The organism is Arthrobacter sp. GMC3, assembly GCF_002929305.1.
Lineage (GTDB): Bacteria > Actinomycetota > Actinomycetes > Actinomycetales > Micrococcaceae > Specibacter.
Map to the genome: position 1 here is coordinate 214,093 of NZ_PJIO01000009.1, position 13,167 is coordinate 227,259.

General features: G+C 62.2%; 12 protein-coding genes. 4 read left to right on the forward strand and 8 right to left on the reverse strand.

The genetic code is table 11. The features are described from left to right. Positions 1–121 precede the first annotated feature (121 nt). The 3 genes from efeU to efeB all read left to right on the forward strand — a co-directional run bounded on the left by efeU (position 122) and on the right by efeB (position 4,271). Positions 122–1,660, forward strand: a complete 1,539-nt coding sequence (gene efeU / locus CXQ94_RS15685) for an iron uptake transporter permease EfeU (protein ID WP_104091503.1) — start codon at positions 122–124, stop codon at positions 1,658–1,660. 73 nt (positions 1,661–1,733) lie between these two features. Further along, positions 1,734–2,975: an iron uptake system protein EfeO gene (gene efeO, locus CXQ94_RS15690; RefSeq protein WP_104091504.1), complete on the forward strand. Its 1,242-nt coding sequence runs from the start codon at positions 1,734–1,736 to the stop codon at positions 2,973–2,975. Then, positions 2,976–4,271 (forward strand): iron uptake transporter deferrochelatase/peroxidase subunit, encoded by a 1,296-nt coding sequence (gene efeB, locus CXQ94_RS15695; protein ID WP_104091505.1) that lies wholly within the window; start codon positions 2,976–2,978, stop codon positions 4,269–4,271. It begins immediately after the preceding gene. 11 nt (positions 4,272–4,282) lie between these two features. Here efeB and CXQ94_RS15700 read toward each other — a convergent pair whose 3' ends face one another. The 7 genes from CXQ94_RS15700 to CXQ94_RS15730 all read right to left on the reverse strand — a co-directional run bounded on the left by CXQ94_RS15700 (position 4,283) and on the right by CXQ94_RS15730 (position 10,925). Next, positions 4,283–5,074 (reverse strand): DeoR/GlpR family DNA-binding transcription regulator, encoded by a 792-nt coding sequence (locus CXQ94_RS15700; RefSeq protein ID WP_104091506.1) that lies wholly within the window; start codon positions 5,072–5,074, stop codon positions 4,283–4,285. Between the two features lie 100 nt (positions 5,075–5,174). Further along, entirely contained in the window at positions 5,175–6,014 is an 840-nt protein-coding gene (locus CXQ94_RS15705) for a class II fructose-bisphosphate aldolase (RefSeq protein ID WP_104091507.1), read from the reverse strand. 12 nt (positions 6,015–6,026) lie between these two features. After that, a complete protein-coding gene (locus CXQ94_RS15710; protein WP_258067116.1) occupies positions 6,027–6,977 on the reverse strand; it encodes a 1-phosphofructokinase family hexose kinase in 951 nt (316 codons plus the stop codon). Beyond that, positions 6,970–7,950: an ROK family protein gene (locus CXQ94_RS15715; RefSeq protein WP_104091509.1), complete on the reverse strand. Its 981-nt coding sequence runs from the start codon at positions 7,948–7,950 to the stop codon at positions 6,970–6,972. Before CXQ94_RS15715 ends, CXQ94_RS15710 begins: the two co-directional genes overlap by 8 nt. 135 nt (positions 7,951–8,085) lie before the next feature. Beyond that, positions 8,086–8,991, reverse strand: a complete 906-nt coding sequence (locus tag CXQ94_RS15720) for an SIS domain-containing protein (RefSeq protein ID WP_258067117.1) — start codon at positions 8,989–8,991, stop codon at positions 8,086–8,088. A 176-nt stretch (positions 8,992–9,167) separates the two neighbouring features. Further along, positions 9,168–9,803, reverse strand: coding sequence for a maleylpyruvate isomerase family mycothiol-dependent enzyme (locus CXQ94_RS15725; RefSeq protein WP_104091511.1), 636 nt, complete (start codon positions 9,801–9,803; stop codon positions 9,168–9,170). A gap of 261 nt (positions 9,804–10,064) precedes the next feature. Continuing rightward, positions 10,065–10,925 carry a LysR family transcriptional regulator gene (locus CXQ94_RS15730; RefSeq protein ID WP_104091512.1) on the reverse strand — a complete coding sequence of 287 codons (861 nt, stop codon included), beginning with the start codon at positions 10,923–10,925 and terminating at the stop codon, positions 10,065–10,067. Positions 10,926–11,009: 84 nt separating this feature from the next. On the opposite strand from CXQ94_RS15730, the gene CXQ94_RS15735 reads away from it, so the two are divergent. After that, a complete protein-coding gene (locus CXQ94_RS15735; RefSeq protein ID WP_104091513.1) occupies positions 11,010–12,023 on the forward strand; it encodes a bile acid:sodium symporter family protein in 1,014 nt (337 codons plus the stop codon). Between the two features lie 34 nt (positions 12,024–12,057). On the opposite strand, the gene CXQ94_RS15740 is transcribed toward CXQ94_RS15735, so the two are convergent. Further along, positions 12,058–12,747 carry a hypothetical protein gene (locus tag CXQ94_RS15740; protein WP_104091514.1) on the reverse strand — a complete coding sequence of 230 codons (690 nt, stop codon included), beginning with the start codon at positions 12,745–12,747 and terminating at the stop codon, positions 12,058–12,060. Positions 12,748–13,167 lie beyond the last annotated feature (420 nt).

Here is a 13,167-nt window from a genome sequence, read left to right on the forward strand (position 1 = left end):
CGGATGTCTTATTACGGCATACTTCACTGGCCTAATTGGGCTAATCGGCGACGGTAAGGGTAGCCTTGGCAAAGTAGGGGCACCCCTCTGCAACAAGTACGAGCAACACCGGAGTACCTAGGTGCTAGCAACATTTGTCATTGGCCTGCGCGAAGGCCTCGAGGCAGCCCTCATCGTGGGCATGATCGCAGCGTTCCTGCGCCGCAACGGTTCCTCACTCAAGCCCATGTGGCTGGGCGTGGGCGCGGCCGTCCTGCTCAGCGCCCTGGTGGGCATCACCTTGGAAGTTGTCTCCGCCGCCCTCCCCCAGCAGCAGCAAGAAGCCATGGAGACCGTGATCGGTGTAGCCGCGGTGGTGATCGTGACCTTTATGGTGCTGTGGATGAGCAAGAACGCCCGCAGCATGAAAACCGTGCTGGAGACCCATGCCGGCTCCGCGCTGAAGGGCGGATCAATTTTCGCCATGGCCGGCATGGCATTTTTGGCGGTTCTCCGCGAAGGTGTGGAGACCGCCGTCTTCATGGTCGCAGCGTTTCAATCCTCCCTCGATCCCCTGGCAGCCGGCGGCGGTGCAATCCTGGGCCTGGCGATCGCGGCAGGCATCGGATTCCTGCTGTTCCGAGGCGCCATCAAGATCAACTTGGCAAAGTTCTTCACGGTAACCGGCGCATTCCTGGTGTTCGTGGCGGCGGGCCTGGTCATGAAATCCTTACGCACAGCCCACGAGGCCGGCTGGGTCAACATAGGCCAGGACGCCACCGTCAACCTTGCCTGGCTAGCCCCCAACGGCAGCGCCAGGTCGGCCATTCTGACCGGCGTGTTCGGTATTCCCAACGACCCCCGGGCCATCGAAGTCCTTGGCTGGGCACTCTATTTGATCCCCATGCTCGCGTTCGTCCTGTGGCCGCGCACCTGGCGCCCCAGTGCCGTGCGACTCCCCCGCATCCAGTTCGCGGCAGCCGCAACCCTTGGCGTGGCGGCGATCGCCTTGGCCATGTTCGCCCCCTTGTCTGTCCCGGCGGCCCCCTCTGGCTCAAGTGCGACGCCGGCCAACACCTCCAGTGATCAGGCATTCGGTACGCTGCGGGTCACCGGCGGCACCTCACCGGAGCTGCTTGTTTCGGTGGAAGGGGCGGAAACCTCCCACGCCCTCACCAGCCATGGCACCCAGTCACATGCCGGGCGGACGGCCAGCGTTTACACGGCCGACGTCGCCAGCAGCAAAGCTGGCGGGCCCGACAAACTCTCAATCACCGATCTCGCAGGGCTCAACGGCGGTCGCCTGCCTGTAGGGATCAGCTCCACCAGCAACCCCGGGCCGTTCGCCGCCGATTGGCAGCCCCAGGGTGAGATCACCGTGTGGCTTGTTGACGGTGTCATCCTGGACGCCGTCAACAACCAGGGCTCCACCCTGACCTTGAGTGGCGGCGGCCTGAGCACCTCCCGCACCATGGTGGTGGCCTCCGACGGAGCATGGCATGTGCCCGACACCCATGTGCAAAGCGTTGCGACGGAACTCAGCGCCCACGAGGGTGCCCAGGCTGAGATCGTGCTGTGGAGTATTTACCTGCCGATCGTTTTCACCTTTGCCGCCCTGATCTTGGTCCGGGCCGGCCGCCGCAATCGTCGGCAGCTGCTCGCCACGGCCCCCTCACCGTAGCGCCCCAACTCCTGCGCCGGGCGCACCCTACGCTTCCCCCCCCCCTTTTGAAGACCATTGTTTAAGGACCCCTATGTCTAACCTCAGTTCCCGTTCAAAGTTCCGTGCCGCAACGCCTGGTTTGGTGGCCGGAACGGCTCTCCTTGCCCTCGCTTTGAGTGCCTGTGGCAGTGCCTCAACGTCCGGAACTGGTGCCGCCGCTGGCGGCAATGCCGGGACCGCGTCGGTGAGCAACGGCGCAGCCCAGGTCACCGTCAGCGTTGAAAAGGTCAACGGCGAGGACCAGTGCGTCCCCAATTTCAGTTCAGCCCCCGCCGGGCCGGTGACGTTCACCGTCTCCAACAAGGACGCCTCGGGCGTCAGCGAGGTGGAACTGCTGAGCGACAAGCGCATCCTCGGTGAACGTGAAAACGTCATTCCCGGTCTGAAGGCCGTCAGTTTCACCGTGACCCTTGATGGCGGAACGTACCAGATCTACTGCCCGGGTGCCGGAACAGAGAAGACCACGTTCACCGTTACCGGTGGCGCCTCCGCCGGGTCCGCCAATGGTGTGAGCGACCAGCTCAAGGCTGGCACCGAGGGGTACGCAAAGTATGTGGCAGGGCAGGTGGATTCGTTGGTAACGGCCGTTGCCGCCCTGCAAACAGCGGTGGACTCCGGCGACGTGGCGGCAAGCCAGAAAGCATATGCCGCGGCCCGCCCGTTCTATGAAAGGATCGAACCGGTGGCCGAGAGCTTCCCAGACCTTGACCCCGCGCTTGACTTGCGTGTGGCCGACGTCGAGCCCGGGGCCAAGTGGACAGGTTTCCATCCCTTGGAGAAGGACTTGTTTGAAAGCAAGGCCATCACCGCCGACACCAAGGCCCTGGCGGCCGGCATTGTCACGAACGTAGGAACGCTGAAGAAGCTGACGGACGATTTGGCGGCCTCCGACGGCTACAAGCCCGAGGAACTCGCCAACGGCGCCAGCGGCCTGTTGGAAGAGGTACAGTCCGCCAAAATCACCGGCGAGGAGGAGGCGTACTCCAAACTGGACTTGGTTGATTTTGTGGCCAATATTGAGGGCTCACAGCAGGCCTTTGAGTACCTCAAGCCCGCGTTGACCCAGATCGACTCCGGCCTGACCACGGAAATCTCCAGCCAGTTCGACACTGTCAACAAGGCCATGGCCGCCTACGCCGATCCCGAAGCCTTGGGCGGTTACAAGCCGTACACGGCCGAGTTGAAAGCCTCCGACGCCGCCTCCCTGACTCAGTTGATCCAGTCGCTGCAGGCCCCCTTGGCCAAGATCGCTGAAAAGGTTGCCACGGTCTAAATGAGCAACGAACAGCCCGTCGATTCCCTCTCCCGTCGCCGCTTCTTTGGCGGTGCCGGTTCGGTTGCCGCCGCCGGGGCCGGTGGTTTGATTCTCGGTGCCGGCGGCGCCACCGCGGTGGGCGGGGCGGTGGCCAACGCGCAGGAACCCAACCCGGCGGCCGACGTTGAACGCCTCCAGGCAGCTAGCGCGGCCCTGAGCTACCCGTACTACGGCACACATCAGAGCGGCATCGACACTCCCCCGCAGGACCACCTGGTGTTTACGGCCTTCGACTTGAGCGCCACCACGCCCACTGAGTTGCAGCTGGTGTTGGCCAAGTGGTCGGCGGCAATGGCTGAGATGACGGCGGGCCGCCCCGTGGGCAAGGTGGAGCCGGGCCGCGAGCAGGGGGTTCCCGTTGACACCGGTGAGGCGTTCGACATGGGTCCGCAGGGGCTGACCCTAACACTTGGTTTTGGCCCGTCCCTTTTTGATGCCAGGTTTGGGCTGGCCAAGTTTGCTCCGATCGACTTCGCAAACCTGCCCGCAATGGCCGGCGAAGCACTTGATCCCGCCTACACGGGTGGCGATTTGTGCATCCAGGCCTGCGCCAATGATCCGCAGGTGGCCTACCACGCGGTGCGGAATCTGGCCCGGATGGCCAGGACGTCGGTGAAAACAAAGTGGACGGTGCTCGGCTTTGGCCGGGCCTCGGCAGGGCCCACGCAAAAGACCCCCCGTAACCTGATGGGCTTCAAGGACGGCACCCGCAACGTCAGTGGCGAAGCGGATTTTGCCGAGCACGTATGGGTGGGCGAGGAGGCGGGGCAGCCGTGGATGAAGGGTGGCAGCTACCTGGTTGCCCGCAAGATCCACATGCTCATTGAGACCTGGGATGAGGACCCGATCGGCGATCAGCAGAGCGTCTTTGGGCGCACCAAGCAAGAAGGCGCCCCGCTCTCGGGACAGTCCGAACACGACGTCCCCGACTTCCATGCAACGGTGGCCGGCAAGGCTGCGATCGCCCCCGATTCACACATTGCCCTAGCCGCCCATGAGAACAATGGTGGCACCAAGATCCTGCGCCGCGGCTACAACTTCACCGACGGCCTGGATTCGGTGGGCCGTCTCGACGCCGGGCTCATGTTCATCAGCTACCAAAAGAACCCGGAACAATTTGTGGCCTTACAGCGCAAACTCGGGTCCTCGGACAGGCTCAACGAGTACATCCGGCACGTGGGCTCCGCCGTTTTCGCGATCCCCGCAGGGTTACCGGAGGCGGGAAGCTACTACGGCAAGGACTTCTTCGCCTAGCTCCTGCGGCTCTATGCGTCCGGCGCCACAATGACCTCGGTGCCGGCGTCGCCGAACGCCTGCAACTGTTCGGCGGTGATGCCGGAGTCGGTGATGAGCTTGTGAAAGCTGCCCTCCTCCATGGTGGCAAAGGCGCGCCTGCCAATCTTGGAGGAGTCGGCCAGCATGTACGATTCCGAGGCCCTCCCGGCCATGCGCGAATTCACCGACGCCTCACCTTCGTCGTCGATGGTGGGGCCGGCCCCGGGCTCAATGCCGTTGACGCCGATGAAGGCGATGTCCAGGGCCACCTTTTGCAGGATCGAATCCGCGTAGGGGCCCACCAGCTCGTAGGACTGCGGGTTGACGATGCCGCCGGTGACCATGATTTTGAAGTTGGGCCGAATGGCCAGCTGGGCGGCGATGTTAATGGCGTTGGTGACAACTGTCAGGGTGGGCCGGTTGGAGGGTTCCATCAGATCCTCGCGCGTGGATAAGACTTGGGCCAGGGCGGTGCTGGTGGTTCCCCCGCACAAGCCAATGACGGCACCCTTGGGAATCAGCTCACTGGCTGCCATGGCGATGCTGTGCTTTTGTGCCGAGTGGTCGTCCCGGTTGTAGCGCCCGGGCAGGTTGTAGGAGACGGACCCAGCCATGGCGCCGCCACGGGTGCGGGTGAGCAGGCGCTCGGTGGCCAGCGAGTCCAGGTCCCGTCGCGCGGTTGCCGGGGAGACACCCAACTTGAGCACTATTTCCTCGACCTCCACCTGCCCGCTCGTGGCCAAAAGATCAAGGATGGCGGTCAAGCGTTCGTTGCGGTTCATGTTTTCTCTCCCCTGGGAATACTTACTGCCAACCATCAAAGGTACCCCCGCCGCGGACGACGGCGGCGCCACCTCGGGCGCATGGCCTTGGCTTTTGCCTTTATTTGGCGTTGGCAAACAGGGCCAGCAGCCTGGCCACCTCGGGAATCAGGGCCTCACGGCCGGCGCCGAGGTACTTGCGTGAATCGACAACGGCCGGGTTCGCTTCAAGGTACGCGCGCACTCCCCGGGTGAAGAAGCCGTTCAGGTGGGTTGAGACGTTGATCTTGGTCATGCCCGCCAGTATGGCCGCCACAATGTTCTCATCCGAGACGCCTGAGGAGCCGTGCAGGACTAGGGGCACTTCCAGCGCTGCCTTTAGCTCGGCGATGCGGCCAAGGTTCAGTGCGGCGGACCGTTCGGTCATGGCATGTGAGGAACCCACGGCAACGGCCAGGGCGTCCACGCCGGTGGCCGCGACAAAGGCGGCGGCCTCGGTGGGATCGGTGAGGACACCGGGTGCGTGGGCACCGTCCTTGCCTCCCACCTTGCCCAGCTCGGCTTCGACGTAGACGCCGCGTGCGTGGGCGTAGGCAGCAACCCGGGCCGTCACCTCCACGTTCTTCTCATACTCGAAGTGCGCGCCGTCGTACATGATGGAGCCAAAGCCCATATCCACGGCCTGGTAGGCCAGCGCCTCGTCCTCAGCGTGGTCAAGGTGCACGGCCACAGGCACCGACGCCTTGCGGGCGGCTGCCAGCGTGGCCAAAGCAATGGGTTCAAGGCCGCCGTGGAACTTGGCACAGTTCTCGGAGATCTGCACAATAACCGGCAGCCCGGCTACCTCGGCGCCAGCAATGAGGCTTTCGAGGGTTTCCAGGTGGACCACATTGAAGGCGCCCTGGCCGGTGCCGGCCGTAGCGGCAAGGTCCATGATGTCGCGGGTGTTCGTCAAAGCCATGAAGTGTGTTCCTTAGTGGTCTGTGATGATGAGTTGTGCGGCCAGTTCGGCGTGGCGTAAGGAGATTTCGCCTGCTCCAGGCATGAGCACAGCCGCCGCGCTCCAGGCGGTGGCGCGGCGGAGGATCTCGCGAATGTCCGTGACTCCGTTGGCGAGGGCGACGGCGGCCGCACTGACGGCCGCGTCGCCGGCACCCGTGGGGTTCCCGGCCAAGGGGGCTGGCAGCTTTGCTTGGATGCATCGCCCCGGCGTTGCGGCGTCAAAGGCGAGCATGCCTTCTTCCCCCACACTGACCAGAACACGTTTTGCGCCGAGGTCCATCAGCTTGCGCGCGGCACTGACAAGGTCCGTCTCCCCGACGGCTTCCATCAGCTCGTGGTTGTTCGGCTTGAGCAGATCGGCGCCAGCTTTGGCGGCGGTCAGGATGCCGCTGCCGGAGGTGTCGATGATGGCCGGGACGCCCGCGTCGTGCGCCATTGCCACCAGCGCCGGGTAAAAGTCGGCCGGAGCATTGACCGGAAGTGAGCCCGATCCCACCAGCACGCCCGGGCGGGTTTCCCCCCCACTTTCGGCCAGGTGATCTACAACGGCGGCAAATAGCGCCTGCCACTCGGCGGCACTCAGATCCGGGCCGGTTTCGTTGAAAATACTGGTGGTGTTGTTCACCGTGTCGACCAGGGCGATGGAGCGGCGGGTGGCGCCTTCCACGGAAATCAGCTGGTGGGCGATGCCGGAGGCCACTAGATCCTGACGAAACTGCTCACCGGAGGGTCCGCCCGCCGTCGAAATGGCGAATGTGGGGAACCCCAGCTGATGCGCCACACGGGAGACGTTCAGCCCCTTTCCGCCTGCCCGGTAGAGCGGGGTGGGTACCCGGTGGGAGGATCCCAGCTCCACGCCGTCGACCGTGTAGGTCACGTCCATGGCCGGATTCGGCGTGACAGTCAGAACAGTATTAGTCAACGCTGAAGACCTTTGCCGGTTCGGTGATTGTGTGTGCCTTCAGCGCGGAGCCAATCAGGCCGGCGTTCTCGCCCAGGACGGCGCGGACATACTGGGGCCTGCGGTGGAAGCTCAACAGTTCATCTACCCGAACCGCAAGGGGGTCGATCAGGGCCGCACCTGCCATGGAGAGCCCGCCGCCAAGGACCACCGTTTCGGTGCCGAGAATGGAGACACACTGGGCAATGCTGAACGCCAGTGCGTTGATGGCATCGGTGAAGATCTGCTGCGCAAGGGGGTCGCCGTTCTGTGACTTCTCCAGAACCGCGCGGGCCCCGTCCACAGGGGTACCGCTGGCCTCTGCGTAGCGACGGGCAATGGCCCCGGCTGAACCCAGGGACTCCATGATCTGCATGCCGCCATCGGGGCCCGGGACCATGGCGTGGCCGATTTCCCCGGCATAGCCGTCACCGGAGATGCGGGCGCCGTCGCAGATCAGGGCTCCGGCGATGCCTGTGCCAATGACGAGGACAAGAACGTCGCGTTTGCCAACGGCTGCGCCAATCCGGAATTCAGCTTCCCCAGCCATCGATACGTCGTGCCCAAAGGCGACAGGCAGGCCCAGAGCCTGCGTCAAGGTGTCGGTAAAGGGGAAATCACGCCATCCCAGGTTGGCTGAATACACGCCGATTCCGTTGACTTCATCGACAATCCCCGGCACAGTCACGCCGACGGCGGTGATGGTGATCTCCGGATGCGCAGCCCGGTACTCCGTGGTCAGTTCAACGATCCGGGCACAAACGCTCTCACCGGAGCGCCCTTCGTCCAAGGGGGTGGGGTGGCGTTGGAGGTCGTTGATGGCAATATTGTTGCCGCCAAGGTTTCCGGTGATGATTCCGACCTTCATGTCGGTGCCCCCCACGTCAAAGGCGAGAACACCCTGGGAGGTGGACGGTTGCGCCGACGTTGTGCTTGGGTGCGTGGAACTGTTCATGAAGTAATTACTTTCGCAAGAGGGATGCCGACTGCGTTGCCACCAACGAGCGCCCGGGAAGATGAATGTTAGGCACCGCACAAGTGAAACGTGGGGTGCCTAACACTTTAGCCAATGACCGAGGTCGTCTGTGTTTCAGTCCGTCAGGATGACCGAACGTGTCAGGTTGCGCGGCAGGTCCGGGTTCATCCCGCGGGCGCGGGCACGTTCCAACGTGACGCGGTGGACGCGGGCCAGCTCGGCCAGGGGGTGCACTGTGGTGTTGATGTACAGCGCGCCGGTCTTTTCCATGTCCTTATCCAGGCCCTCGGGCTGGTCGCCGAACATCCAGGTGACACGATTCGGGGCGGCGATGGAGATGGGGCCGTGGCGGTATTCCTTGGCCGGGTAGGACTCGGTCCAGCCCTGGACTGCCTCGCGCATCTTCAGGCCGGCTTCGTGGGCGAGGCCCACGGTCCAGTTGGTGCCCAGGAAGGTGAACTGCTCGGCGTCGATCAGTTCCTGCTCCACCGGTGCGGTGACTGCGGTCTTGGCGTCCTCGATGGCGACGCTGAGGTCAACACCGATGCTTGTCAGCAGGTACGTCAGGGCCGTGGTGGCAAAGCGGGTCTGCACCACGGACTGCTCGTCAGCGTAAGGGAGTTCGACGACGTCGTCGGCCAGGGTCATGATCGGAGAGGTGGTGTCCCCGACAAGTGCGACGGTGCGCACGGTGCCCTGGATCGCGGTCAGGATTTCCAGCACCTCCGTGGTGGTTCCGGAGCGGGTGATGGCGACGACGGCGTCGTAGCCGCGTTCGGCGCCCAGGAACGCCTCGGACGCTGCGAAGGCGTCGGTGACACCCTTGCCTGCAGTTTCGCGGGCAGCGGCGTAGCTTTGTGCCATGAACCAGGAGGTGCCGCAACCGATGACAGCAACACGCAGGCCGTCGGCCGGAAGCAGGTCCTCAGACTTGGCCTGCGCAATGGCGGTGGCCCAAACCTCAGGCTGGCTGGTCAGTTCGGCATCCATAAAGGGACCAAGTTGGCTCATGCTGTGCATTCTCCTTCTGCTGAAGTGAGCGGCCAGGCAACGTATTGTTGCTTGCTTCTTCACTTGACGTATTGATAATTACCTTAGCACAAAATGATTATTATTGACTTGAAAGCGTCACTATCAATCAAATTGCGTCATCTGGTTTGCGTTGTCGACGGATGTTGAGATCTTGCCAGCATCAGTCACCAGGGGCCAAGCGTTGTCTCCGGGTCCAGCGGTTCGCGACCTGCCACCCAAGCCATGAACCGCCGTCGTTCGATAGCGGAGCCCAGCCGATCGGAGACGGTGGCAAGCAACACCGGCAAGTCCCAGGCAACGTACTCATCCGGCCAGTCCAACGGCGTGTAGCCAAGGCCGAGATCGACATGGTGCATTTCCACCTCGCGCAGCCTGTGCGCCGGGCAACCAGCCACACCATAGTCCCCTCCCCCAAGGAACTCGCCGTTGGGCCACCCGGCCGCGGCACACTTTGCAAAGACGTCCTCAAGGAGTGACTGGCTGGACTGAAGGCCGGCGATGATCTCCACTGCGGACCGACCAGCTCCTTCCTCGATCTCGCCGCGGCGTTGTTCCTGGCCGCTGGCATACTTGGGAACATCATCTCCGCGCAGGGCACCGGAGAGGCGGCGCGCGTGCGCGTCAGCATTGCGAGCCAAGTGGGTCAAGACATGCCCCACCGTCCACCCCGGCAGGCGACTCGATGACCTGACGTCGTCGTCTGTCAATGGCACAACGCGATGCACAAGGCGCGCCTGCGCCTCTACGCAGAGTTGGGCGGCTCGCCCCGGATTGCCCTCCAGCGTCAGGTGCGGATCCATGTCAGCTCCATCCTGCGCGAAGGGCTAATTTCGGCGAACCCGACTTGCACATAAGAACGCACGCCGGTCGGGTCTGGGATCAGCGCAAAGGCGTCCAAGGGAATCATGCCTCCAGTGTTCCATTTCTGTACGGACCGTCGGCAACCGCGCGAAGGCAGGGACCCGTGAGCCGTGATCGCAGGCCAATGCCCCGCCTCGTCCAAGGTGGACCAATCCCACTTCCCATAGACGACTAGCGGGATCCGTGTCGTTTCACTTGAACTACCCCAGCGCCCCAGGTCGGATCAGCCTATAGGCGTTAGCCAGGATCGCGTTCGTGAGCGCTTCTTCCGGCCCAGACATTAGGCGCAGCCGGTGTTGGAGCACAAACTCAATTCGGCCTGGGGCAGGCAGTCCAGCAACTTCGGCCATGCCCTCAGGCAGAAGCGACCGGGAGTGCACCACAAAGCCCAAGCCAGCAGTAACGGCAGTCCGAAGCCCCAGCTGGCTGTCGGTGACGCAGTTGATCCGGTAGCCGCGCCCAGAATCGGCCAATGCAGTGATGGCCGCCTCCCGCGTCAGGCTGGGCGGGCCGTACACAACAAGTGGCACCGGTCCACTTTCAGGAGCGATACCCCCAGGCGGTCCGGCCCAGACCAGGTCATCGTCCCAGACTAAACTCCCATGCGTCTCCCCCACGCGACGCTTGCCAAATACCAAGTCCAGACGCCCGTTGCGCAGCTTTTCGTTCAGGATCTCGCTGAGCCCCACTGTCAGTTCCAGCTCGACCTTTGGGTGCTGTTGACGGAACTCACGCAGGATGTGTGGCAGTTCAGAAACCACCAAGTCATCCGAGGCACCAAACCGCAGCCGCCCGCGCAGGTCTCCGCCGGCGAAATACTGCTGGGCATTTTCAACGCTCTCCAGAATTGACCTGGCGAAGCCAAGCATGGCCGAGCCGTCGGCCGTCAGTTCTACGGTATGGGTGTCCCGCAGAAACAATTGACGCCCTACCTCTTTTTCCAACTTGGCAATGTGCCCACTGACAGTTGATTGGCGAAGCCCTAGCTCGTTAGCGGCCGCGGTGAATCCGCCGGCCTGCTCAACGGCAAGAAAGCTACGCAGTACGGGTGCATCAAACATTAGACCCTTTCATCGCGATCTACGTTTACAATAAACTATCCAAACGTCTTTTACGATCACCACTGGCGGGAATATGTTTGGACCATGAAGATTATGCAACGGTTCAACATCGACGGTTTTATGCTCGCCATCCTCGCCATGGTCGCCTTTGCGAGCATCTTCCCCGCCACCGGAGACGCCGCCAACGCAATCAATTGGATGACCAGTGCCGCCATAGCGTTGCTCTTCCTGCTCTACGGGGCACGGCTTTCGCCACAGGAGACATGGCGCGGACTTAGGCATTGGCGGCTGCACGGGGCCGTGCTGTCCACCACGTTCATCGTCTTTCCACTCCTGGGCCTGGCGGCCAGCGTCCTCGTTCCGACGGTGCTTACCCAAAACCTCTACACGGGCCTGCTTTTCCTGTGCTTGGTGCCCTCGACGGTCCAGTCGTCCATCGCTTTCACCTCGATTGCCCGCGGTAATGTAGCGGGCGCAATCGTCAGCGCATCGGTTTCGAACTTGGTCGGCGTTTTCCTGACCCCGATACTTGTCCTCTTACTCATGAACACCAGCAGCCAGGCCCACGTGAACATGTCCTCAATCCTGGATATCGTGCTGCAGCTACTTCTACCCTTCATTGCGGGTCAGCTGCTGCGTCCACTGGTTTCAGGATGGCTGCGCCGGAATGCCACCCCGACCAAATTAGTGGACCGCGGCTCGATCGTGCTGGTCGTTTACTCGGCCTTCAGTGCAGGCATGAGCGAACACATCTGGACGTCAACACAGCCGTGGCGCATCGTTGCAGTGGGGCTCATCGTGATGGTGATGCTGACTCTGGTCCTGGCCCTGACATACGCCTGCGGCAGGCTCTTCGGCTTCGACCGGGGCGACGTCCTGGTCCTGCTTTTTTGCGGATCCAAAAAGAGCCTGGCCGCCGGGCTGCCCATGGCCGCAGTTCTCTTTACCGGCCAGCCCGTGGGCATGATCGTACTTCCGCTGATCATCTTTCACCAGATCCAGCTGATTGTCTGCGCATGGCTCTCGCGCCGCTTCGCCGCACAAGCCGACAAGGCGGAACAAGGCCAGCCCCTTGAGGGCGCCCCGGCCGCAAGCTAGCTGAACTTCGCCATGGGGTTGGCAGTTCCCGAATTTATGCGGCCGCGCTGGGCCAGTACGTGCCGTATTTGACGCACAGAGCTTCGAAGATGCTGTCGTCGTTGATACTTTCACGATCGACAACCATGAGGGCTTTTCCATTGTGCAGTTTGATCTCCTTGTTCACGCCGGCAACTTTGCAAGAATCCCAGGATGCCTCCCATACCAATGACTGATCTGCGGTGAGTATTTGGATACCTTCTTGGGATAGCTTGATGAGCTGGAATTTTCTGGCAGTCGCATCGAACACGGCCGGAAACTCAATGAATTCATAGGGTTCGAAATAGGCGGTGAACCCTACCATTGCATTGGGCCACCCTTCTCGTACTTCCCTTGAGAGGCGAGAGACTCGAAGGGTTCGCGTTAGTGGTTCAGTTTCCAGATTCCCATCAGCTGGCGTATGCATCGACGCGGTTTCGGAAACTGGCACCATGGGGACTTCCGTGCCTGGGGCGAAGAGCTGCTGAAAGAGCTCCCACTGGCGTTTGCCGTTCAAGCGATCCACGGAGGAGGTTGCTAGCGCAGGCTGTCCCGCAGCTTGCACAATCCTCAAGTCATAGCTCGGTGTAATCGCCCGGTTTTTTCGTCGAGTGCTGATCACCCCAAACACAATAATAAGGACAACAACAAGTATCCCGACGGCGATGAAGATAGCGATTCCGAGGTCTTCGTCTTGAACTGGCATGAATTTCTCCTAATTGTTGAATCTTGTGAAAATTGACTATCCGATGGCAGGTTTCACTATCCCAGATACAGGAAAACCTGAGGGACAACGACTGTTGGCGCAGTCGCAACTGCTTTGTGCGGCTACAGCCTATGGGACTAATTGCTTCCTTGGGGAAATTCGAGAAATTTCCTTGAGGCCGCGGAACGGTAGGAAGGAGCAACCCCCCAATACATGTTGCTCCTTCCTACCGAGGATTTCTGTGTGTGTGGACGCGTGCCGAGATCCCCGCCGAAACCCTTAGTGCTTAGCCCTGCGTCGGCGTTGGATGGTGGTGAAGACGAGGGCGCCGGTGCCCAGGAGTGCGGCGAGGAGTGCGATGGTTGCGAGTGTGCCGGTTTGGAGTCCGGTCATGGCTAGGCCCTGTGTTGTGGGGTTGGC